21 protein-coding genes are annotated in these 21,517 nt (G+C 61.8%); 17 read left to right on the top strand and 4 right to left on the bottom strand.

The features are described from left to right. Window positions 1-71: 71 nt before the first annotated feature. The 7 genes from E4O97_RS03555 (at window position 72) to E4O97_RS03525 (ending at window position 5,985) form a co-directional block, all read left to right on the top strand. A complete protein-coding gene (locus E4O97_RS03555; RefSeq protein WP_248130951.1) occupies window positions 72-998 on the top strand; it encodes an arginine deiminase-related protein in 927 nt (308 codons plus the stop codon). An 11-nt stretch (window positions 999-1,009) separates the two neighbouring features. Next, window positions 1,010-2,056: an ornithine cyclodeaminase gene (locus E4O97_RS03550; RefSeq protein WP_248160846.1), complete on the top strand. Its 1,047-nt coding sequence runs from the start codon at window positions 1,010-1,012 to the stop codon at window positions 2,054-2,056. Between the two features lie 226 nt (window positions 2,057-2,282). Next, window positions 2,283-3,062 carry an ABC transporter substrate-binding protein gene (locus E4O97_RS03545; RefSeq protein ID WP_005787553.1) on the top strand — a complete coding sequence of 260 codons (780 nt, stop codon included), beginning with the start codon at window positions 2,283-2,285 and terminating at the stop codon, window positions 3,060-3,062. Between the two features lie 175 nt (window positions 3,063-3,237). Beyond that, entirely contained in the window at window positions 3,238-3,939 is a 702-nt protein-coding gene (locus tag E4O97_RS03540) for an ABC transporter permease (protein WP_032876394.1), read from the top strand. Further along, window positions 3,936-4,649, top strand: coding sequence for an ABC transporter permease (locus tag E4O97_RS03535; RefSeq protein WP_078821072.1), 714 nt, complete (start codon window positions 3,936-3,938; stop codon window positions 4,647-4,649). Before E4O97_RS03540 ends, E4O97_RS03535 begins: the two co-directional genes overlap by 4 nt. A gap of 3 nt (window positions 4,650-4,652) precedes the next feature. Then, a complete protein-coding gene (locus E4O97_RS03530) occupies window positions 4,653-5,483 on the top strand; it encodes an ATP-binding cassette domain-containing protein (protein WP_248130953.1) in 831 nt (276 codons plus the stop codon). Between the two features lie 4 nt (window positions 5,484-5,487). Beyond that, the gene (locus tag E4O97_RS03525) at window positions 5,488-5,985 is read left to right on the top strand and encodes an Lrp/AsnC family transcriptional regulator (RefSeq protein ID WP_005787545.1); all 498 of its coding nucleotides are present in this window, start codon (window positions 5,488-5,490) and stop codon (window positions 5,983-5,985) included. 67 nt (window positions 5,986-6,052) lie between these two features. On the opposite strand, the gene E4O97_RS03520 is transcribed toward E4O97_RS03525, so the two are convergent. The 4 genes from E4O97_RS03520 to E4O97_RS03505 all read right to left on the bottom strand — a co-directional run bounded on the left by E4O97_RS03520 (window position 6,053) and on the right by E4O97_RS03505 (window position 10,170). Further along, window positions 6,053-6,934, bottom strand: coding sequence for a TIGR03915 family putative DNA repair protein (locus E4O97_RS03520; protein WP_103735368.1), 882 nt, complete (start codon window positions 6,932-6,934; stop codon window positions 6,053-6,055). After that, complete coding sequence (locus tag E4O97_RS03515; RefSeq protein WP_005787541.1) at window positions 6,931-8,151, bottom strand: putative DNA modification/repair radical SAM protein; 1,221 nt, start codon at window positions 8,149-8,151, stop codon at window positions 6,931-6,933. Before E4O97_RS03515 ends, E4O97_RS03520 begins: the two co-directional genes overlap by 4 nt. Window positions 8,152-8,230: 79 nt before the next feature. Further along, complete coding sequence (locus E4O97_RS03510; protein WP_032876406.1) at window positions 8,231-9,568, bottom strand: SidA/IucD/PvdA family monooxygenase; 1,338 nt, start codon at window positions 9,566-9,568, stop codon at window positions 8,231-8,233. 119 nt (window positions 9,569-9,687) lie between these two features. Further along, window positions 9,688-10,170: a sigma-70 family RNA polymerase sigma factor gene (locus E4O97_RS03505; RefSeq protein ID WP_005787538.1), complete on the bottom strand. Its 483-nt coding sequence runs from the start codon at window positions 10,168-10,170 to the stop codon at window positions 9,688-9,690. A gap of 256 nt (window positions 10,171-10,426) precedes the next feature. Here E4O97_RS03505 and E4O97_RS03500 point away from each other — a divergent pair, with 256 nt between their 5' ends. The 10 genes from E4O97_RS03500 to E4O97_RS03455 all read left to right on the top strand — a co-directional run bounded on the left by E4O97_RS03500 (window position 10,427) and on the right by E4O97_RS03455 (window position 21,511). Further along, window positions 10,427-11,599 (top strand): efflux RND transporter periplasmic adaptor subunit, encoded by a 1,173-nt coding sequence (locus tag E4O97_RS03500; protein ID WP_248160845.1) that lies wholly within the window; start codon window positions 10,427-10,429, stop codon window positions 11,597-11,599. Between the two features lies 1 nt (window position 11,600). Then, window positions 11,601-13,574, top strand: coding sequence for a MacB family efflux pump subunit (locus E4O97_RS03495; RefSeq protein ID WP_148854178.1), 1,974 nt, complete (start codon window positions 11,601-11,603; stop codon window positions 13,572-13,574). Next, window positions 13,567-14,979, top strand: a complete 1,413-nt coding sequence (locus E4O97_RS03490; RefSeq protein WP_248130957.1) for an efflux transporter outer membrane subunit — start codon at window positions 13,567-13,569, stop codon at window positions 14,977-14,979. The genes E4O97_RS03495 and E4O97_RS03490 overlap by 8 nt, the downstream gene beginning before the upstream one ends. Window positions 14,980-15,085: 106 nt before the next feature. Further along, the gene (locus tag E4O97_RS03485) at window positions 15,086-15,841 is read left to right on the top strand and encodes a proteinase (RefSeq protein WP_078821066.1); all 756 of its coding nucleotides are present in this window, start codon (window positions 15,086-15,088) and stop codon (window positions 15,839-15,841) included. A gap of 108 nt (window positions 15,842-15,949) precedes the next feature. Continuing rightward, window positions 15,950-16,717: an FCD domain-containing protein gene (locus E4O97_RS03480; RefSeq protein ID WP_005787529.1), complete on the top strand. Its 768-nt coding sequence runs from the start codon at window positions 15,950-15,952 to the stop codon at window positions 16,715-16,717. A 220-nt stretch (window positions 16,718-16,937) separates the two neighbouring features. Then, complete coding sequence (locus E4O97_RS03475) at window positions 16,938-18,140, top strand: ABC transporter substrate-binding protein (RefSeq protein ID WP_248090417.1); 1,203 nt, start codon at window positions 16,938-16,940, stop codon at window positions 18,138-18,140. Between the two features lie 57 nt (window positions 18,141-18,197). Next, a complete protein-coding gene (locus E4O97_RS03470) occupies window positions 18,198-19,058 on the top strand; it encodes a branched-chain amino acid ABC transporter permease (RefSeq protein ID WP_216091195.1) in 861 nt (286 codons plus the stop codon). Window position 19,059: 1 nt separating this feature from the next. Continuing rightward, on the top strand, window positions 19,060-20,070 hold the full coding sequence (locus E4O97_RS03465; protein WP_248160844.1) for a branched-chain amino acid ABC transporter permease: 1,011 nt from the start codon (window positions 19,060-19,062) through the stop codon (window positions 20,068-20,070). After that, the gene (locus E4O97_RS03460) at window positions 20,067-20,816 is read left to right on the top strand and encodes an ABC transporter ATP-binding protein (RefSeq protein ID WP_078821062.1); all 750 of its coding nucleotides are present in this window, start codon (window positions 20,067-20,069) and stop codon (window positions 20,814-20,816) included. The genes E4O97_RS03465 and E4O97_RS03460 overlap by 4 nt, the downstream gene beginning before the upstream one ends. Beyond that, window positions 20,816-21,511 carry an ABC transporter ATP-binding protein gene (locus E4O97_RS03455; protein WP_005787517.1) on the top strand — a complete coding sequence of 232 codons (696 nt, stop codon included), beginning with the start codon at window positions 20,816-20,818 and terminating at the stop codon, window positions 21,509-21,511. Before E4O97_RS03460 ends, E4O97_RS03455 begins: the two co-directional genes overlap by 1 nt. Window positions 21,512-21,517 lie beyond the last annotated feature (6 nt).

Raw genomic sequence — 21,517 nt, 5'->3', positions numbered from 1 at the left:
GTTTCAGCCGGGATCCTCCCACCCTATGGCACAAAATAGCGTCACAAGATCCCCCATGGACCCGTGCCCCCATGCAAACCACCAACACCGTCCTGATGATTCGCCCGGCGCGCTTTGCCTTCAACCCGGATACCGCGATCAACAACCGTTTTCAACGCCCGCCGCCGGACCCGCTCAGTGCACAGCACAAAGCGCTGAAAGAATTCGACGGCTATGTCGACACCCTGCGCAGTCACGGCGTGGAAGTGCTGGTGGTGCAGGACACCCCGGCACCTCACACACCGGACTCGATCTTCCCCAACAATTGGTGGAGCAGCCACGCCGACGGCAGCCTGGTGCTTTACCCCATGCAAGGCCAGAACCGACGGCTGGAGCGCAACAAAGGCGTGCTGCAAGTTCTGGAGCAGCGCTTTGCGATCAACACCACCATCGACCTCAGCCACCTGGAACAACAGGACATCTTCCTCGAAGGCACCGGCAGCATGGTGCTCGACCGCCAGCACCGCATCAGCTACGCCTGCCACTCCGGGCGCACCCATCACGCGGCGCTGCGCCAGTTTGCCGAACGTCTGGACTACCAACTCTGCGTGTTCCACGCCCTGGACCGCCACCACGCACCGATCTACCACAGCAACGTGATGATGAGCGTCGGTCGCGACCTCGCAGTGGTGTGCCTGCAAGCCCTGCCCGACGAGCGCGAGCGCCTGGCCCTGGAACGCTCACTGCGCGACACCGGCAAGGACATCCTCGCCCTCGACTTCGACCAGTTAGAAGCCTTCGCCGGCAACATGCTCGAAGTCCACGACCGTGACGGCCAGCCATTGCTGGTGATGTCTGCCAGCGCCTGGCGCGCGTTGCAACCGGCGCAGCGCCAGCAGGTGGAGCGCCATACGCGACCATTGGTGGTGAATATCGAAAACATCGAACGCATCGGCGGCGGCAGTGCCCGTTGCATGTTGGCCGAAGTGCATCTGCCGATCCGCCCCTCATTTCAATAAGGAGTCTTGCCATGACCCGTTATATCGACGTCAACGACCTCAGCTACCTGGTTTCGCAAAAAGGTTTGCAAACCTGCATCACCGAGATGGCCGAGTACATCCGTGCCGACTACCTGCGCTGGCAGGACTTCGAGAAATGCGCACGCCTGGCCAACCATTCACCGGATGGCGTGATCGAGTTGATGCCCGTCTCGGACGCCTCGCTGTATGCGTTCAAATACGTCAACGGCCACCCGAAAAACACCCTGGCCGGTATGCTGACCGTGATGGCCTTTGGCGCCTTGGGCGATGTGGATACCGGCAAACCCGTGCTGCTGGCGGAAATGACCCTGACTACCGCCATCCGCACCGCTGCCACCTCGGCCCTGGTCGCCCGCTACCTGGCGCGCGAAAACAGCCGCAGCATGGCGTTGATCGGCAACGGCTGCCAAAGCGAATTCCAGGCCCTGGCCTTCTACGCCATGCTTGGCATTAACGAAATTCGCCTGTTCGATATCGACGCCAAGGCCACCGCCAAACTCGCCGCCAACCTCAAGGCGTTCCCGGCGATCAAGGTGATCCTGGCTGACAGCGTGGCCGACGCGGTCAAAGGCGCGGATATCGTCACCACCGTCACTGCCGACAAGGCTTATGCAACCATCCTCACCGACGAGATGATCGAACCGGGTATGCACCTCAATGCCGTGGGTGGCGATTGCCCGGGCAAGACCGAGCTGGACCGGCGCATCGTCGAACGTGCCCGGGTGATCGTGGAGTACGAACCGCAAAGCCGCATCGAAGGTGAGATCCAGCACATGCCTGAGGATTCGCCGGTGACCGAGTTGTGGCAAGTGATCAACGGCCAGAAGCCCGGCCGCGAGAATGCGCGCCAGATCACCCTGTTCGACTCGGTGGGGTTTGCCATCGAAGACTACTCGGCCCTGCGCTATGTACTGGACGTCGCCAAGGCGTTGGACGTGGGCAGCGAGCTGGAACTGGTACCCGACCTGGCTGACCCCAAAGACCTGTTTGCCCGCCTGGCCCGGCAGCCGGTCGCACAGCACAAAAAGCGCGCCTGAGACCGCTCTGGCCTGCCGCTTTGCGTCGAGGGCGGGCCGGACTTTGCTGGATTAAAAGCCGATTCGGCGGGTGCAACAGCCGATTGCGCTGCATTGTCGGTTTTAACAGCGCAATTTGCGCTTTGTGCAGGGGGTAAACGACACAAAAAACGCACCATCATGAAGCATTCTCTGCTCCCAGTTATTCACTGCCCTGACATCAATTACAAAATATAGGGACCTCCACATGACTCCACTGCGATCACTCTTCGCTGCGTTGCTGTTGCCTCTGTGCGCCACCGCCGCCCACGCCCAGGACTGGAAAGAAATCCGTTTTGGCGTGTTCCCCGAATACCCACCCTTCGAATCCGTGGCCGCCGACGGCAGCCTGCAAGGCTTCGATATTGAACTGGGCAACGCCATCTGCGCCAAGCTCGAAGTGAAATGCACCTGGGTGCACAATGAATTCGACGGCATGATCCCGGCCCTGCGTGCGCGCAAGTTCGACGCCATCATGTCCTCCATGGCCGTGACCCCGGCTCGCGAAAAAGTCATCGACTTTACCGATCGCCTGTTCCTCAGCCCCACCTCGGTGATCACGCGCAAAGGCGCCGACTTCGGCGATACCCCGGAATCGCTCAAGGGCAAGCAGGTCGGCGTGCTGCAAGGCTCGCTGCAGGAAGCCTACGCCCGAGCGCACCTGGCCAGGCTGGGTGCGCAGATCAAGGCGTACCAGTCTCAAGAGCAGAACTACGCCGACCTGCAAAACGGGCGCCTCGACGCCACCCTGACCGACAAACTCGAAGCCCAGCTCAACTTCCTGTCCAAGCCCGAAGGCGCCGACTTCAAGACCGGCCCGGCCTTCAAGGACCCGACCCTGCCGCTGGACATCGCCATGGGCCTGCGCAAGAACGACCAGGCACTGCGTGAGCTGATCAATAAAGGCATCGCCGCCGTCCAGGCCGATGGCACTTACGCGCAGATCCAGAAGAAATACTTCGGCGATCAAGATATCTACAACGAATAACTAAGCCATCGACCTCCCTGTGGATGCAGCTTTTGTGGGAGGGGGGCTAGCTCCCGATAGCAGTGGTCAGTCATTGAAAATATTGACTGAACCACCGCTATCGGGAGCAAGCCCCCCCTCCCACACAAATCGGTTCCCCACAAAGATGGTGTGTGTGCCTTTTAGAGATCTTCCCATGAACGAACTCCTCAACCTGCAAGGCTACGGCCCGATGCTGGCCCAGGGTGCCTGGATGACGCTCAAGCTGGCCTTCCTCGCCCTGGCCCTGAGCCTAACCCTGGGCCTGGTCGCCGCCGGCGCCAAGCTATCCAGCGCCAGATGGCTGCGCGTACCGGCCACGCTCTACACCACGCTGATCCGCAGCGTGCCGGACCTGGTGTTGATCCTGCTGATCTTCTATAGCCTGCAACTGTGGCTCAACGACCTGACTGAAGTGTTCGGCTGGGAGTACTTTGAAATCGACCCGTTCACCGCCGGGGTGGTCACCCTGGGATTTATCTACGGCGCGTATTTCACCGAGAACTTCCGTGGCGCGATCCTCAGCGTACCGGTGGGCCAGTTGGAAGCCGCGACGGCTTATGGCCTGAGCCGCTGGCAGCGCTTCCACCTGGTGCTGTTCCCACAACTGATGCGTTTTGCCCTGCCGGGCCTGGGCAATAACTGGCTGGTGCTGCTCAAGTCCACGGCGCTGGTGTCGATCATCGGCCTGTCAGACCTGGTCAAGGCCGCGCAAAACGCCGGCAAGTCCACCAGCGAGCCACTGTACTTCCTGATCCTCGCGGGCCTGGTGTACCTGCTGATCACTACCCTCTCCAACCGCATCTTCAAGCGCCTCGAACGGCGCTATAACCTGGGCATCAAGGGGATGGCGCGATGATCGAACTGTTCCAGCAATACGGCCTGGCCTACCTGTTCAGCGATGGCAGCGGCTTGTCCGGCGTCGCCATGACCGTGTGGCTGTTCATCATCTCGGTGGTGCTCGGTTTTTGCCTGTCGATCCCCCTGGCACTGGCGCGGGTTTCGCAGCACGTCTGGCTGCGCTGGCCGGTGGAGGTCTACACCTACCTGTTCCGCGGCACGCCGCTGTATATCCAGTTGCTGATTTGCTACACCGGGCTGTACAGCCTGGAGGTGGTGCAGGACAACGCCCTGCTCAACCAGTTTTTCCGCAATGCGCTGAACTGCACCTTGTTGGCGTTTGTGCTCAACACCTGTGCCTACACCGTGGAGATCTTCGCCGGGGCGATCCGCAATATTCCCCACGGCGAAATCGAAGCGGCACGCGCCTATGGCCTGCACGGCTGGCGGCTGAATCTGTTCGTGGTGGTACCCGCCGCATTGCGCCGCGCATTGCCGGCCTACAGCAATGAAATGATCCTGATGCTGCACGCCACGTCACTGGCGTTTACCGCCACCGTTGCCGACATCCTCAAGGTCGCCCGCGATGCGAATGCCGAAACCTTCCTGACCTTTCAGGCGTTTGGTATCGCCGCCCTGCTCTACATGCTGCTGTCCTTTGCACTGGTGGGCCTGTTTCGGCTGGCCGAACGTCGCTGGATGCGTTTTCTTGTTCCTACCCGAGGCTAACCCATGAATCAGTCCGCGCAGGCCCTGGCCGTTTATCCGGTGGATGTACCGGTTGTCGAAACTGCAACTGCCGCCATCAAGCTTCAAGTCGAAGGCATTCACAAACGCTACGGCGAACACGAAGTGCTGAAAGGTGTGTCCCTCAATGCCCGTCAAGGCGATGTGATCAGCCTGATCGGCGCCAGCGGCTCGGGCAAAAGCACCATGCTGCGTTGCATCAACTTTCTTGAACAGCCGGACGCCGGGGTCATCACCCTGGACGGCATCAGCATCGAAATGCAGCAAGGCCGCGCCGGCACCCGCGCGCCGCACCAGGCACAACTGCAAAACCTGCGCACGCGCCTGGCCATGGTGTTCCAGCACTTCAACCTGTGGAGTCACATGACGGTGCTGGAAAACATCACCATGGCCCCGCGCCGGGTGCTGAATGTGAGCGCCGCCGAGGCGGAAAAACGTGCGCGCCTGTACCTGGACAAAGTCGGCTTGCCAAACCGCGTGGCGGATCAATACCCGGCGTTCCTCTCGGGTGGCCAGCAGCAGCGTGTGGCGATTGCGCGGGCATTGGCGATGGAGCCGGAGATTATCCTGTTCGACGAACCGACCTCAGCCCTCGACCCGGAACTTGTAGGCGAAGTGCTCAAAGTCATACAGACGTTGGCCGAGGAAGGCCGTACCATGCTGATGGTCACCCACGAAATGGGCTTTGCCCGCCAGGTGTCCAGCCAAGTGCTGTTCCTGCATCAGGGCCGAGTCGAGGAACACGGCAGCGCCGAGATCCTCGACCACCCTAACAGCGAACGCTTGCAGCAATTTCTTTCCAACCGTTTGAAGTGAACTCATGGATACCAAGGCCAACGGACCCCACTCCTCCCCTGCGCTGGATCGCATCGACGAGGCGATCATCGATGTGCTCAGGCACCAGGGGCGCATCACCTATGAAAAACTCTCGTCGCTGGTGCACCTGACCCCCAGGCCATGCCTGGAGCGGGTGCGCAAGTTGGAGCGACGCGGGGTGATCCGTGGGTATGGGGCGATCATCGATGTGCAGATGGTCTCACCAGGGCTGTCGCTGCTGGTGCTGGTGGCCTTGTCCAACCAGAGCGGGCGCTCGGCGCAAAAGGCCTTCGAAGCCTGCGTCAAAGCCTGCCCGCAGGTGTTCGAATGCCAGTTGATCAGCGGGCCGTTCGACTACAGCCTGCGTATGCGCTGCCGGGATATGGAGCATTACCGGGTGCTGACGGAGATCTGGTTGAACAATGATGAGTTGCACATTGATAAGTTGGTGGCCCATCCAGAGTTGGCAGTAGTCAAGAACACTGCGACCGAACTGGCCTGATACCCACTCCCCCAGGCTGCGAAAACCAAATGTGGGAGCTGGCTTGCCTGCGATAGCGGTGCATCAGTCACCCCACATCTGACTGGTCGACCGCTATCGCAGGCAAGCCAGCTCCCACATTGACCGGGTTTGCAATTCTTTTGCCTGGCTTGGCCCCCACCAGCTTCGCCTGCCCATCCTTCTGCTTGCCCGTACGCGCCTCGCTGATCAGCCCCGGGATCAACTTGCCCTCCGGCAAATTCTTCCAGAAGCGGCTGGGCAAGTGCCCTTCCATCACCTTGGGATTCAGCCGCGCCGGGTTGAAGATGTGACTGTAGTAGGTCAGCCACATCGCACTGTGGGGGTCGTCAACATTCTGCGCCAGTTGCTGCCACGCCTCGGGGCAGCGGCGCTGATGAATCAACTGCTCGCCGTCGTAATACACCCCGTCCAGTGGCGTGGCGATCATCCAGCGATGGCGGCCCATGCGCCCGACAAAATGCTGGCTGGCGCTTTTAAGAATGTCGTGGGCCGGTTCATGCCAGGCCACGTATTCAGGAAGTTCGGGCCCCGCCTCGGCCGGCAGGGCAATAAAGCGCACAAACGCATGCAGGTGATGGGCCTCGCGGCTGACTTGCTTGATGCGTCGCTGCAACTCGCTGCCCAGCTTGTCCCCCGCCAGCATCGCGGTGCGATCACCGTGGCTGACCCGCCACAGCACTTCATACAGCAGGCTCCAGCGTTGATCACCGTGATAACAGGCGGCAGACTCCAGCAACTCCAACAGCGCCTTGGGAATCCGTGCCTGGAAGGGCCCCAACCCTGACGGGATCGACTCATCGGTAGCGAACAGGTCAGCTGCTTGCGCCTCGCCCCAGCTCACCTGGCTGGGGTCGACCTGATGGCTGAGCAGCCAGCGCGCCTGTTCGCGCCAAGTGCTGAACAGGTTGTCGCATTCCAGACTGATCATCCCCACAGCCCCATCTGTTGCGGTTGCGGACGGTCGCGCAATTGTTCGCGCAGTAACACGCTGGTGCTGTCGGCCTGTTGCGGGTGGTAGTCACTGGTGATGAAGAACGGTTTGGCCTTGGCCAGAACGCAGCGCATACGCGCCAGGTCTTCGAAGCGGATCTTGCGCTCGCGGCGCAGGTCCACCAGGCGTTGGGTGGTACGCAGGCCAATACCGGGGATGCGCGCAATCAGGGTGGGCTCTGCGCGGTTCAGGTCCAGGGGGAATACTTCGCGATGCTCCAGGGCCCAGGCCAGCTTGGGGTCGATATCCAGGGCCAGGTGGCCGGGGCCGGCAAACAGCTCCCTGGCGCTGAAACCGTAGCTGCGCAGCAGGAAGTCGGCCTGGTACAAGCGGTGCTCGCGCATCAACGGCGGCGCGGCCAGGGGCACGCTTTTCGGGCTGTTGGGGATGGGGCTGAACGCCGAGTAGTACACGCGGCGCAGCTTGAAATTGCCATACAACGCCTCGGCACCGTGGAGGATGGTGCTGTCATCGGTGTCGTCGGCGCCGACGATCATCTGCGTGCTCTGCCCGGCCGGGGCGAAACGCGGGGCGCGAGGCTCGTTGAACACCGTCTGCTCGCCGGTGTAGATGGTCTGCATCGCCTGCTTGATCGACACAATCTGCTTCTCCGGCGCCAGGGTCTGCAGGCTGGCCTCGGTGGGCAGTTCGATATTCACGCTCAGGCGATCGGCATAACGACCAGCCTCGGCAATCAATGCAGGATCCGCATCGGGAATGGTCTTGAGGTGGATATAGCCGCGAAAGTCATGCTCTTCGCGCAGCAGTTTGGCGACCCGCACCAATTGCTCCATGGTGTAGTCCGACGAACGGATGATGCCGGAGCTGAGAAACAGCCCGCTGACGCAATTGCGCTTGTAGAAATCCAGGGTCAGGGTGACCACCTCTTCCGGGCTGAAACGCGCACGGGGCACGTCGCTGGAACGGCGGTTGACGCAATACTGGCAGTCGTAAAGGCAGAAGTTGGTAAGCAACACCTTGAGCAGCGACACGCAACGGCCATCGGGCGTGTAGCTGTGGCAGATGCCCATGCCGTCGGTGGAACCCAACCCCGCCTTGCCCTCGGAGCTGCGCTTGGGCGCGCCGCTGCTGGCGCACGACGCGTCGTACTTGGCGGCGTCGGCGAGGATGCTGAGTTTTTCGATCAACTGCATGACGGGCTACCGATACTGGTTTTTTGTACAGTACCAATAGCCGCACGTTGTCACAAGTGCCGTCTGTAGGAGGGGCAGATCAGCTGGCGGTTGCCAGGAGCAGGTCCTGCACCGAACGGCCCTTGTCACGGTTTCGATCGTTCTCATACAACGACGCCGCAATCTCATCGGCCCGAATCGGCAGCACCGACAGCAAGGTATCGCTCAAGCCATGGCTGGCCTGGCTGAAGCCCTGGATGTAGATACCCGCCTTGCAGCGCTCGTCGGTGACGATGCGGTAGTCGCGGGCCACTTCGAAGTCGCCCATGTAGGCTTGCAGCGGCGCCAACAGTTCGCGGTGCATCTGGCGCTCATAGCCGGTGGCGAGGATCACGGCGTCGTAGTGGTTGACGCTGGTTTCGCCCGTGGCGTTGTTGCGCAATACCAGTTCGATACCCAGCGGCCCGGGCGTGGCCTTCTCCACCACGGTCATGGTGCGGAACGCCTGGCGGGCGATGCCGGAAACTTTCTGACGGTAGAAAATCCCGTAGATGCGCTCGATCAGGTCCAGGTCCACCACCGAATAGTTGGTGTTCTGGTACTCGGCGACCAAACGCTCGCGTTCGGCCCCCACTTGCTGGAACACCAGGTCGGTAAACGCCGGCGAGAACACTTCGTTGACGAACGGGCTGTCATCGGCCGGCTTGAGCGCCGAGCCGCGCAGGATCATATCGACCTGCACCGACGGGAAGCTGTCATTGAGGTCGATAAAGGCTTCGGCCGCGCTCTGGCCGCCGCCGATCACCGCGATGCGCATGGCCTTGCCATCCACGCAAGGCTGGCTCGCCATGCGCTCCAGATACTGGGAATGATGGAACACGCGGCTGTCACCCTTGAGCGCCTTGAACGCTTCGGGGATGCGCGCAGTGCCGCCGGCGCTGACCACCACCGAGCGGGTGGTACGCACATGCTGCTCGCCCTGGGCATCGCGGGAAATGACGCGCAAGGCCTCCACCTGCTGCTGATGCAGGATCGGTTCGATGGCCAGCACTTCCTCACCGTAGTTGGCCTGGGCCTGGAACTGCCCGGCCACCCAGCGCAGGTAGTCGTTGTACTCCATACGGCAGGGGTAGAAGGTGCCCAGGTTGATGAAGTCCACCAGGCGATCGTGAGCCTTGAGGTAATTGACGAAGGAGTACGGGCTCGTGGGGTTGCGCAGGGTCACCAGGTCCTTGAGGAAAGAGATCTGCAGCTCACTTTGGGTCACCAGCGTATTGCCGTGCCAGCGGTAGTCGGCCTGTTTGTCGAGAAACAGCACGTCCAGCTTGCCCTGGGCCTTTTCACGCTCCTGCAGGGCGATGGCCAGCGCCAGGTTCGAAGGGCCGAAGCCGATACCGATCAGGTCGTGAACCGCGGGCGAAGCAATTGCCTGTGTCATTCCAGTGTCCTCTGGATAAGCCCCTTGGCGGTGGGGCGGGAATACCTTCATGGCCTGAACAACAGGCCGTGTGTTGATAGGAAACGAGGACAGTGAAATAAAATTTAACCAACTGGCGATCAGTGCGCTTCCCACTCACGCATACGCACCCGGCAATGCTTCATGGCGTTGACGATGTGTTTTTCCACCAGGCTGCGGGAAATCCCCAGGCGCTCGGCGATTTGCACATGGGACAGGCCCTCGAGCTTGCGCAGCAGGAAACTGTCGCGACACGCCGCCGGCAACTCGGCCAGGGCGCGCTCAAGCATCTCCAGGCGCTGGTTGTGGTCATGACTGGCGTGGGGTGAACAGGGGGCGAAGCGTTCTTCGCTGTCCAGCACCTCAAGAGGCTCGGACTGACGCAAGGCGTTGCGCCGGTGGCCGTCGATCACCAGGTTCAAGGCCGTGCGGTACAGGAAGGCGCGGGGCTGTTCGATCGGGATGTCGCTGGAACGCTCCAGCACCCGAACATAAGCGTCATGCACCACATCTTCGGCCACCTGACGGTTGCCCAGCTTGGCGTTCAGGAAACACACCAGCTCGCGATAGTAGTTTTCCAACATGACTCCTGGCCCCATGGCCGTGGTGCTAACGATGCCAGCCCGTGTAGGAGCGAGCCCATCGATGATGGCAGTTTGAGTGCGTGCAATTTATAGTAATTCTCATCTACTTTTAAAGGAGTCTTGCACCAACGGTGCATTTTTTTTCGTCGCACGAGCTGTTACCACATGTGTAACAACCTAAATTCCCGAGCATTTTTCTCGTATAACTGTCAACTCCCCGCTCCTGCGGTCAACACCTCCTGGCTGGAACCAAGACATGAAACGCCCTCGACCTGCCCGACGCGCCCTGCTTGTGCTGGCGTGCCTGCTCCCCATCCTTGTGGTGGCTGCCTGGCAAGTGCTGCCGTCGGGCCGCGACAGCCTACCCACGGTCACCGTAACCCGCGGCGACATTGAAAATAGCGTTACGTCACTGGGCACCCTGCAACCGCGCCGTTATGTGGACGTGGGTGCCCAGGCGTCCGGACAGATTCGCAAGATCCATGTGGAGGCCGGTGATCAAGTCAAGGAAGGCGATCTGCTGGTGGAAATCGATCCCGCCACGCAACAGGCCAAGCTCGACGCCAGCCGCTATTCCATTGAAAACCTCAAGGCGCAGTTGCAGGAACAGAAAGCCCAGCACGAACTCGCACGCCAGAAATACCAGCGCCAGCAACGCTTGGTTGCAGGCAACGCCACCCGCGAAGAAGATGTGCAAACCGCCAAAGCCGAACTGAGTGCCACCCAAGCCCGTGTCGATATGTTCCAGGCACAGATCCGCCAAGCCCAGGCCAGCCTGCGCAGTGACGAGGCCGAACTGGGCTATACGCGGATTTACGCGCCCATGAGCGGCACCGTCGTGGCGGTAGATGCGCGAGTCGGCCAAACCCTCAACGCCCAACAACAAACGCCGCTGATCCTGCGCATCGCCAAATTGTCGCCGATGACCGTATGGGCCGAAGTGTCCGAAGCCGATATCAGCCACGTCAAACCGGGCATGAGCGCCTATTTCACCACCCTCGCCGGCGGCAACCGGCGCTGGACCAGCACCGTACGCCAGATCCTGCCGATCCCGCCCAAGCCGCTCAATGAAGCCAGCCAGGGCAGTGGCAGCCCCACCAGCACGAGCAAAACCGGTAGTGGCCGCGTAGTGCTGTACACCGTACTGCTGGATGTGGACAACACTGACAATGCACTGATGGCCGAAATGACCACCCAGGTGTTTTTCGTAGCCAGCCAGGTCAAGGACGCTTTCACCATCCCGGTCGCAGCGCTGCTCGGCAGCCAAGGCACCGACAAGCAGATCGCGCGGGTCGTGACCAAAAACGGTGCCATCCAGAAGCGAGAAGTACAGCTGGGTATCAGTGACCGCCTGCGAGTTGAAGTGTTGGATGGCCTGGACGAAGGCGATCACCTGTTGATCGGCCCCGCCAGCAGCAGCGGGGGTTGACGTGACCACACCACTGATCGAACTCAAGAACATCCGCAAATCCTACGGCGGCGGCGACAGCCCGCAGGTCGACGTATTGCGCGGGATCGACCTGTCGATCCATGCAGGAGAGTTCGTTGCCATCGTCGGCGCCTCGGGCTCCGGCAAATCCACACTGATGAACATCCTCGGTTGCCTCGACCGCCCCACCGTGGGCGACTACCTGTTCGCCGGGGAAAACGTCGCGCACCTGGACAGCGACGCACTGGCCTGGCTGCGCCGCGAAGCCTTTGGTTTCGTGTTCCAGGGCTACCACCTGATCCCGTCCGGCTCGGCCCAGGAAAACGTCGAGATGCCGGCGATCTATGCCGGCATCGGCGCTGCCGAACGCCATGCCCGCGCCAAGGCTCTGCTGACCCGCCTGGGCCTGGCCGATCGCACCAACAACCGCCCGCACCAGCTCTCCGGTGGTCAGCAGCAGCGCGTCTCGATTGCCCGTGCGTTGATGAACGGCGGGCATATCATCCTTGCCGACGAACCCACCGGTGCCCTCGACAGCCACAGCGGTGCCGAGGTGATGGTGCTGCTGGATGAATTGGCGAGCCAGGGCCACGTGGTTATCCTGATTACCCACGACCGCGAAGTCGCGGCGCACGCCAACCGCATCATCGAGATCAGCGACGGCCTGATCATCAGCGATTCGGCGTTGAGCCCCCCCCACGTGCCCGTCACGGCCGGCAGCGACGCATTGCAAGCCGTGGACCTGCGCCAGCGCCTGGCCGACGGCGCCGAACACAATGGTGCCTGGAAAGCCGAGCTGCTGGACGCGGTGCAGGCGGCGTGGCGGGTGATGTGGATCAACCGCTTCCGCACCGCGCTGACGCTGCTGGGGATCATCATCGGCGTGGCGTCGGTGGTGGTGATGCTGGCAGTGGGCGAAGGCAGCAAGCGCCAGGTCATGGCGCAGATGGCGGCCTTCGGCTCCAACATCATCTACCTGAGCGGTTTTTCGCCTAACCCGCGCACACCGCCAGGTATCGTGACCCTCAATGATGTGGCCGCATTGGCTACATTGCCCCAGGTCAAGCGCATCATGCCGGTGAACGGCACCTACGCCGGTGTTCGCTTCGGCAACGTCGATTACATGGCCTATGTGGGCGGTAACGACACCAACTTCCCGGACATCTTCAACTGGCCAGTGGCCGAGGGTAGCTACTTTACCGAAGCCGACGAGCGCGCCGGGGCCACGGTGGCGGTGATCGGTCATCGCGTGCGCGAAAAGCTGTTCAAAGGCCAGCTAGACCCCATCGGCCAATACATCCTGATCGAAAACGTGCCCTTCCAGGTGATTGGCGTGTTGGCGGAAAAAGGCTCCAGCTCCGGCATGCAAGACAGCGATGACCGTGTCGCCATTCCCTATACCGCCGCCAGCGTGCGCCTGTTCGGCACCTATAACCCCGAATATGTTGCCATTGCCGCCGCCGATGCGCGCAAGGTGCAAGAGGCCGAGCAAGCCATCAGTCAGCTTATGCAAACGCTGCACGGCGGCAAACGCGACTTCCACCTGACGAACGACGCCGCGATGATCCAGGCCGAAGCGCGGACCCAGAACACCCTGTCGCTGATGCTCGGCTCGATTGCCGCGATTTCCCTGCTGGTGGGCGGTATCGGCGTGATGAATATCATGTTGATGACCGTGCGCGAACGCACCCGCGAAATCGGCATCCGCATGGCCACCGGGGCGCGCCAGCGCGACATCCTGCGCCAGTTCCTCACCGAGGCGGTGATGCTCTCGGTGGTCGGCGGTCTGTTCGGAATCGCCCTGGCATTGCTGGTGGGCGGCGTGCTGGTGCTGGCCGAAGTGGCGGTGCAGTTTTCCCTGGTGGCGGTGTTCGGCGCGTTTGGCTGTGCGCTGGTCACCGGCGTCGTATTCGGCTTTATGCCGGCCCGTAAAGCTGCCCGGCTCGATCCGGTTAAGGCATTGACCAGTGAATAAACGATCCATCGCACCGCACCTGTCGACGCTCAGCCTGTGCCTGTTGCTCAATGCCTGTGCCGGCACTTCGCCTGCCCTCGACAGCGGCATTGCCGCGCCGGCCGCCTGGCAATATGCCGAGCGCGACGCCGACCAGGCCACCAACCAGCGTTGGTGGACGCAGTTTGGCAGCCCTGTGCTGAACCGCCTGATCGATCAGGCCCGCCGTGACAGCTTTGATGTGGCTGCGGCCATGGCGCGGGTGCGGCAGGCCCAGGCGACAGCGGTGATTGCCGGCGCACCGTTACTGCCCGAGGTGAAGTTCAACCTCAGCGCCAGCCGTCAAAGACTGTTGCGCGGCAGCGGCAACTCGGATCTGGACGCCACCGAGAGCAACAAGACGGTCAATAACTATGATGCCAACCTCACGGCCAGCTACGAAATCGACTTCTGGGGTGGCCGCGCCGCTGCGCGAGACAGCGCTGTGCATAGCCTGCACGCCAGTGAGTTCGATCAGGCCAACGTGGAGTTGACCTTGCTCAGCAATGTCGCCGACCGCTATGCGCAAACCCTGGCCGCGCACCAGCGCCTGCAGATCGCCGAGCTGAACCTGGCCAATGCGCGCAATGTGCTGGACCTGGTGCAAACCCGCTACGACGCCGGTTCCGCCACGGCCCTGGAGTTGGCGCAACAGAAGAGCCTGGTGGCCGGCCAGCAACGGCAACTGCCGCTGATCCAGCAATCGGCCGAAGAATCACGCATCACCCTCGCCGCCTTGCTCGGCCAGCCGGTACAGGCCCTGGCGCTGGGCAGCGAGCCGTTCCGGGCACTGACCTGGCCGAATATCGGCCCCGGTGTGCCTAGCCAGTTGTTGCGTCGCCGCCCTGACATCGCCCAGGCCGAGGCACAGCTGGCGGCGGCCAATGCCGACGTCACAGTGGCCCGTGCGGCCATGCTGCCCACGGTGACATTGGGCGCAACCCTCGGCTCGGGTGCGTACAAGGCTGAAGATGTTCTGCGCAGCCCGTTCTACACCCTGACCTCGGGCCTGATCGCACCGATCTTCAACAACGGTCGGCTGAGTGCCGAGCGCGATAAAGCCCGTGCGCGCCAGGATGAACTGCTGCAGACCTACCGCGGGGCGATCATCAACGGCTTTGCCGATGTGGAAAAAGCCCTCAGCAGCCTGACTCGCCTGGACCAGCAACGCCAATGGCAAACCGAAGAACTGCAGCAGGCGCAAACGGCCTTTGAGATTGCGCAAAGCCGCTACGAGGCCGGCGCCGAAGACCTGCTTACGGTGCTGGAAACCCAACGCACCCTCTATGCCGCCCAGGACCTGAACGTGCAACTGCGCCTGTCGCGGCTGCAAGCCAGTATCGCGCTGTACAAGGCATTAGGGGGTGGATGGAAGACCGATAGCTGATAAGCAAAATCGGTATTTCTTACACAAACTGTTTCTTAGCCTTACATTCTCCACCCCCAGGTCCTTGGTAAAAAAGCTGTTACATACGGCTGCCCGGGACCTCGTGATGACACCCAGCGTTCTTGTAAAAAGCCTGGTCTGCATAAGCTGCTGGCTTATAGCAAACGCAGTGCGCGCTGAGCCCTTGATCGTGCCCACTGCAATCGACTGGCTGTTGGATTGCCCCCTCACTACCACTGCGCGCCTGGACCCTGAGGTGGTCGGGCGCACCCAATGCGGCCTGGTCAGTGTGCCCCGGGACCACGCTGCTCCCGGGCGCGGTCGTATACGCCTGAGCGTGACGCGTGTGGGCGCAAGGCAACCGCTCAACCGCGAGGGCGTGGTGTTCATCCAGGCCGGCGAACCGCCCCAGCCCGCCAACGCGCCTTTCGTGCTGCACCTGGCCAGCCACTGGGAGTCGCTCGCCACCCGCGCTTATCGCACGCTGGTGGACCGTTATGACGTGATCGAACTGAGCACCCGCGACCTGCGCCAGCCAAACGCGGTCGAGCAGGCGGCGCTGGACATGGAATATGTGCGCGGGCAGCTCGGCGAAGCGCGCCTGCACTACCTGGGCAGCGCCGCCGCGACCCGTCTTGGCAGCCGCTACGGCACGCTGTTTCCCGAGCGCATCGCACGCATGGTGCTGATTAATGCGGCGCCGGGCGATCCTATCGCTGTGGGCGTCGAGCAGTTATTGCTCAAGGAGTCCAAGCAGTCGGGCGCCGACGGCTGTGTCACCCGCTGGCTGGGGGATTTCCTCGCCTATGGCAAACAGCCGCCAGCCTCCGCGCGCTGCCTTGACCTTGGTGCCTGGGAGTAACCGGCGCATTTGCGACCTGTTGCCATCGAAAACGACACGCTGCGTTGACGCTCCGATGCAATCGTTATTAAGTGCTATTTATCCGCATTAATACGATAAATCGAACCCATGCTGACTCGCCCGCTACGCCGCAAACGCCAGAAGCTGTCCGATGTGATTGTCGAGTCGGTCAAGCGCTCCATCGTCACCGATGCCTTGAAGCCCGGCGACCGCTTGCCCACCGAACGCGAGCTGATGGAAAGCTTCCAGTGCTCCAAGGGCTCGGCACGCGAAGCGCTCAAGGCATTGGAAGTCGAAGGGTTGGTCAATACGCGCACCGGCCCCAGTGGCGGGGCTTATCTGAACCAGGCCGGCACTGAACCTGCCAGCCGCGCCTTGCGCAACTACCTGCACTTCCAGCATCTGGATGGCGAGCAGGTGTATCAGTTGCGCAAGGTCATCGAAGTGGAACTGGCGCTATCGGTGCTCGGGCGCTTGAGCGAAGACGACTATCAGGCCCTGCAAGCCAATGTGGATTTTTGCAGCGCCCCCGAAGACAGCGAAGCCGGCCAGCGCGAACAGCGCCTGGCGGAACTGGAGTTCCACAACCTGCTGGCAAGGGCGTGCCCCAACCCGCTGCTGAGTTTTATGGCGCAGTTTCTCAACGACCTGCTGCGCGACCTGGTGGTGCTGAAGAAAGCCTACAAGCCCAAGCGCAAGCAGTTCGACGCGGCCAACCTCGACTATCACAAGCAACTGCTGATCGCCTTTCGTGCCGGGGATGAAAGCGCCGTGCGCAGTTTGATGCATGAGCATATGTGCGATGCCGAACACCATATGACTGCGCTGGAAGGCCAGGTCAGCCCGCACTTCCTTCTGGAGTTTGATCACCGTTAGGAACAAAACCCGATCCATGTGGGAGCTGGCTTGCCTGCGATGGCATCGACTCGGTCCCCCTGTAACACCGAGGCGCCCGCATCGCAGGCAAGCCAGCTCCCACATTTGACCGTGTCCATCTGTTGAACCGAGTTACCCAATAACAAGCCTGCCCACAGGCCCTTGCACCACCGTATCGCCCTTGCCGCTCCTGCCAATAACTAAACCAGGGAGTCACCCCATGCAGCGTCGTACGTTATTGAAAGCCAGCCTCACCGCAGCCGCCGCCCTCAGCTTGCCGCTGAGCGTGCGTTCGGCCTTCGCCGCCGAGCCCTTTACCTTTTACGGCCTCAAGTCCATGTCTGGCGCGTTTGCCAGCTATGGCAAATTTGCCGACATGGGTTCGCGCCTGGCCGTGCAACAGCATGCCGAGATCCTCGGCCGCCCGCTCACCTACAAGGTTATAGACACCGAAGGCAACGCCGGCAAAGCGGTGCGCAAGGTGCAGGAGGCAATCGCGCAGGACGGCGCACGGTTCTTCCAGGGCTGCACACTGTCGTCTTCCGCCCTGGCGGTGGCCAAGGAAGTCGATAAAGTCGGCGGCGTTTTCATGACCCCGGTGGGTGCTGATGAAGTCACCGGCAAGGATTGCAACAAGGCGACCTTCCGCTGGTCAGTGCCCACCTACGGCGCGATCCGCGAAACCATGGTACCGCTGATCAAACTGCTGCCGGACGCCAAACGCTGGTACACCATCACGCCGCAATACGTGTTCGGCGAAGCCTTGCTCGAAGGCGCAAAGAACGTGCTCAAGGAACACGGCCTGGAGCATGTCGGCAACAGCTACCACTCGCTGCAGGAGCAGGAATTCTCCGGCTACCTGACCAACGCCATTTCCACCCGGCCCGACGTGCTGGTACTGCTCAACTTCGGCAGCCAGTCGTCCAACACCCTGCGCCAGGCGGTGAACTTCGGCATCAAGGAACGCATGAAGGTGCTGCTGGTATGGTCGGCCGGCCTTGATCAATTCCAGGAACTGGGCAGCGATGTGCTCGAAGGTGTGTACCTCGGCGCGCAGTACTGGCATCAGGTCGATACGCCACTCAACCGCGAACTGGTCAAGCTGACCCAGGCCAAATACGGCATCAACCCCACCTACCCGCTGGCCGCCGACTACATCAGCACCAAGGTCATGCTCGACACCGTCATCGCCACTGGCAGCTTCGACGGCGCAACCGTGGCCAAGGCCATGCAAGGCTTGAGCTATGAAGGCCCGACCGGCAAGGAGTCGATCCGCGCCGGCGACCATCAGGTGATCAAGGATTACTACTTGCTGGTCGGCAAGGCCAGCGGCGACATGACCGACAAGGACGACCTGGCCAAGGTGCTCAGCGCCGGCCAATCGTTCCCACCGGTCGAGGCGACGGGCTGCACGCTCGGCTGACTGCTTACTTTTTGTCGCGCAGGGCCGCGCAAGCGGCCGCCTGCAGAGGGTTCCTGCATGCTCAATTTGTACCTGTTCCAGATTCTCAACGGCCTTGGGCTGGGGATGATCTACTTCCTGATCGCGGTCGGGCTGACGATCATTTTCGGCCTGCTCAATTTCGTCAACTTCGCCCACGGCGCGTTTTTCCTGCTGGGCGCCTACATCTGCTACACCGCCGTGAGCCTCACCGGCAGCTTCTGGCTGGCGCTGCTCGTCGCGCCGCTGGTGGTGGCTGCGCTGGCCTGGGTGATCGAGCGTGTGCTGATCCAGCGGATCTACCACTTGCCGCACATGTTCCAGATTCTGGTAACCCTGGGGATCGCGCTGATTATCCAGGAAGCCAGCGTGATGATCTGGGGCCCGGTGGGCAAAAGTGTCGCCGTACCGGAGTTGCTGCGCGGCGTGCTGGTGGTGGGGGATTTTGTCTATCCCTACTACCGCCTGTTTCTCATCGTGTTTTCCGGGCTGATCGGCCTGGGTCTGTGGCTGCTGCTGGAACGCACGCGCTTCGGCGCCCTGGTGCGCGCCGGCAGTGAGAGCACTGAAACCGTGTCATTGCTGGGCACCAATATTTTCCGCCTGTTCTCCATGACCTTCGCCCTCGGCGTGGCCCTGGCCGGTGTCGCCGGGGTGTTGTTCGCGCCGTTGCGTGGTGCCCAGCCCTTTGTCGGCCCGGAGATTCTCGGGGTGGCGTTCGTGGTGGTGGTGATTGGCGGCATGGGCTCGTTCAGCGGTGCGCTGGTCGGCGGTTTGCTGGTAGGCGTAGTGCAAAGCCTGATGACCACACTCTGGCCCCAGGGTGCGAGCCTGATGATCTACGGCGCGATGGCCGTGGTGATTCTGGTCCGCCCCTACGGCCTGTTCGGGAGAGCCTGAAATGAGCGAGAAAAACCCCCTGCCGTTTGCCAAGACCCAATCCAAAGCGATGCTGCTATGGGTATTGGCGGTGCTGATCGGCCTGCCGCTGATACTGCCCTCGGCAACCCTGGCCACCGAGATCCTGATCTTTGCCATGGCCGCCCTGGCCTGCAACCTGTTGTTGGGCTACACCGGCTTGCTGTCATTCGGCCAAGGCATCTTCTTCGGGGCCGGCGCCTACTGCGCGGCGTTGCTGATGATCCACCTGCAACTGGGGTTGTTCACCGCACTGCTGGGTGCCGCCATCGCCGGCGGTTTCCTGGCATTGCTGGTGGGCGCCCTGGCGATTCGGCGCACCGGCATTTACTTCGTGATGCTCACGCTGGCGTTCAGCCAGATGGCCTATTTCGTCGCCTACACCCTGAGCGACTGGACCGGCGGCGACAACGGCCTGCTCAGCGTGCCGCGCCCGGAAATCCGTGTGGGTGAAACCGTGCTGTTGTCCTTGGCCGATGCCCGTGCCTTCTATGGATTTGTCGCGGTGCTGTTCCTGCTGATCTTTATCGGCGCTCGCCGGGTGATCGCTTCGCCGTTCGGCAGCACGCTGATGGCGATCCGTGAAAACGAGACACGTGCCTCGGCCATCGGCTACGACACGCGGCACTTCAAGATCCTGGTGTTCGTGCTGTCCGGGGCGGTCACCGGGATTGCCGGGGCGCTGTACGCCATGCTGCTGCACTTTGTGCCACTGTCCAATATTGACCTGGCGATGTCCGAGAACATTCTGATCATGACCATCGTCGGCGGCACTGGCTCGTTGTTCGGCTCATTGCTGGGCGCCGGCTCCATTGTGCTGCTGGGGGATTTCCTCTCCGACCTGTGGCCGCGCTGGCTGATGCTGCTGGGGGTGATCCTGATCCTGGTGGTGATCTTCATGCGTGGCGGTTTGTGGGGCGGCCTGGCGTCGCTGTTCGAGAAGGTGCGCGGTACGCGCAAAAGCGCGGTCGTCGCCAAGGAGCCAGGGCTATGAGCATCCTGCTGGAAACCCAACACCTGGAACTGGCCTATGGCGCGTTCCGTGCGGTCAATGGCGTCAACCTCAAGGTCGAGGCCGGCACTATCCACACCATTATCGGCCCCAATGGCGCTGGCAAGACCAGTCTGTTTCATTGCCTGACAGGCGAGCGCCAGGCCACTGCCGGAGCGATCCATTTCGACGGCAACAACCTGATGCGCAAACCCGCCCATGCCCGCGTCGGCCTGGGCATGGCGCGTTCGTTCCAGCTCACCAGCCTGTTCCAGAACCTCAGCGTGCGCGAAAACCTGCGCCTGGCCGCCCAGGGCCGCGATGGCGCCCGTGCCTTGAACTTCTGGCGCCGAGTGGACAGCAAGCGCGAACACCTGGAGATGGCCGACCAGGTCCTTGAGCGCCTGCAACTCACTGCCCGCGCCGACACCCTGGCCGGCGAGTTGTCCCACGGCCAGCAAAGGGTGCTGGAGGTGGGCATGTCGATCTGCTCCAAACCGAAACTGTTGATGCTCGACGAACCGACCTCGGGCATGGGCATCGATGATATCCCGATCATGACCCAATTGATCAGCGACCTGGGCCGCGACCACACGGTGCTGTTGATCGAACACAACATGAGCATTGTCATGTCCATCAGCCAACGCATCACGGTGATGAGCCACGGCCAGATCCTGGTGGAAGGCACGCCAGATTTCGTGCGTGCCGATGAACGTGTGCGCACTGCATACCTTGGGGAGGCCGCCTGATGCTGATCGTCGAGAATATCCATTCCTACTACGACAAGAGCCATGTGCTGGAGGGCGTGTCATTGACCGTCAACCCTGGCGAACTGGTGACCCTGCTGGGTCGCAATGGCGCCGGCAAGACCACCACCCTGCGCAGCATCCTCGGCATCATTTGCCCGCGTCAGGGCCAGATTCACTTCAATGGCCAGGCGCTGGTGGGGCAGAAAATCTTTGAAATTGCACGCCAGGGCTTGGCACTGGTGCCGGAGAACCGCGGGATTTTCCGCCTGCTCAGCGTCGAGGAAAACCTGCGCATCGCCGTACGCAAAAGCAGCCGTTGGCAACTGGACGATGTATACGCCATGTTCCCGCGCCTCAAGGAACGGCGCAAAAACGCCGGCCATGCGTTGTCCGGTGGCGAACAGCAAATGCTTGCCATCGCCCGCGCCCTGCTCAACGACCCCAAGCTGCTGATCCTCGACGAACCCACCGAGGGCTTGGCCCCGGTGATTGTCGACGAGCTGGTGAAGATCCTGCGCAAGGTCAAGGACGACGGCCTGCCGGTGCTGCTGGTGGAGCAGAACCTGATGGTCTGCGACAAACTCGCCGACCGCCATTACGTACTCGAACAGGGCCGCGTGGTGTACGAAGGCAGCGCTGCTGACTTCCGTGCCGACCCGTCGATCAAGAACCGTTATCTGGCCTTGAGTGCCTGACTGGAG

It is taken from the genome of Pseudomonas sp. W15Feb34, assembly GCF_023127765.1.
Classification (GTDB): domain Bacteria; phylum Pseudomonadota; class Gammaproteobacteria; order Pseudomonadales; family Pseudomonadaceae; genus Aquipseudomonas; species Aquipseudomonas synxantha_A.
Note: the sequence above shows the minus strand (reverse complement) of the source record. Positions and strands in the feature narration are given on the sequence as shown.

Excerpts from the sequence above, each read along its gene's own strand:
- E4O97_RS03555 (WP_248130951.1), top strand. The coding sequence starts at position 72 with ATGCAAACCACCAACACCGTCCTGATGATTCGCCCGGCGCGCTTTGCC.
- E4O97_RS03550 (WP_248160846.1), top strand. The coding sequence starts at position 1,010 with ATGACCCGTTATATCGACGTCAACGACCTCAGCTACCTGGTTTCGCAA.
- E4O97_RS03545 (WP_005787553.1), top strand. The coding sequence starts at position 2,283 with ATGACTCCACTGCGATCACTCTTCGCTGCGTTGCTGTTGCCTCTGTGC.
- E4O97_RS03540 (WP_032876394.1), top strand. The coding sequence starts at position 3,238 with ATGAACGAACTCCTCAACCTGCAAGGCTACGGCCCGATGCTGGCCCAG.
- E4O97_RS03535 (WP_078821072.1), top strand. The coding sequence starts at position 3,936 with ATGATCGAACTGTTCCAGCAATACGGCCTGGCCTACCTGTTCAGCGAT.
- E4O97_RS03530 (WP_248130953.1), top strand. The coding sequence starts at position 4,653 with ATGAATCAGTCCGCGCAGGCCCTGGCCGTTTATCCGGTGGATGTACCG.
- E4O97_RS03525 (WP_005787545.1), top strand. The coding sequence starts at position 5,488 with ATGGATACCAAGGCCAACGGACCCCACTCCTCCCCTGCGCTGGATCGC.
- E4O97_RS03520 (WP_103735368.1), bottom strand. The coding sequence starts at position 6,934 with ATGATCAGTCTGGAATGCGACAACCTGTTCAGCACTTGGCGCGAACAG.
- E4O97_RS03515 (WP_005787541.1), bottom strand. The coding sequence starts at position 8,151 with ATGCAGTTGATCGAAAAACTCAGCATCCTCGCCGACGCCGCCAAGTAC.
- E4O97_RS03510 (WP_032876406.1), bottom strand. The coding sequence starts at position 9,568 with ATGACACAGGCAATTGCTTCGCCCGCGGTTCACGACCTGATCGGTATC.
- E4O97_RS03505 (WP_005787538.1), bottom strand. The coding sequence starts at position 10,170 with ATGTTGGAAAACTACTATCGCGAGCTGGTGTGTTTCCTGAACGCCAAG.
- E4O97_RS03500 (WP_248160845.1), top strand. The coding sequence starts at position 10,427 with ATGAAACGCCCTCGACCTGCCCGACGCGCCCTGCTTGTGCTGGCGTGC.
- E4O97_RS03485 (WP_078821066.1), top strand. The coding sequence starts at position 15,086 with ATGACACCCAGCGTTCTTGTAAAAAGCCTGGTCTGCATAAGCTGCTGG.
- E4O97_RS03480 (WP_005787529.1), top strand. The coding sequence starts at position 15,950 with ATGCTGACTCGCCCGCTACGCCGCAAACGCCAGAAGCTGTCCGATGTG.
- E4O97_RS03475 (WP_248090417.1), top strand. The coding sequence starts at position 16,938 with ATGCAGCGTCGTACGTTATTGAAAGCCAGCCTCACCGCAGCCGCCGCC.
- E4O97_RS03470 (WP_216091195.1), top strand. The coding sequence starts at position 18,198 with ATGCTCAATTTGTACCTGTTCCAGATTCTCAACGGCCTTGGGCTGGGG.
- E4O97_RS03465 (WP_248160844.1), top strand. The coding sequence starts at position 19,060 with ATGAGCGAGAAAAACCCCCTGCCGTTTGCCAAGACCCAATCCAAAGCG.
- E4O97_RS03460 (WP_078821062.1), top strand. The coding sequence starts at position 20,067 with ATGAGCATCCTGCTGGAAACCCAACACCTGGAACTGGCCTATGGCGCG.
- E4O97_RS03455 (WP_005787517.1), top strand. The coding sequence starts at position 20,816 with ATGCTGATCGTCGAGAATATCCATTCCTACTACGACAAGAGCCATGTG.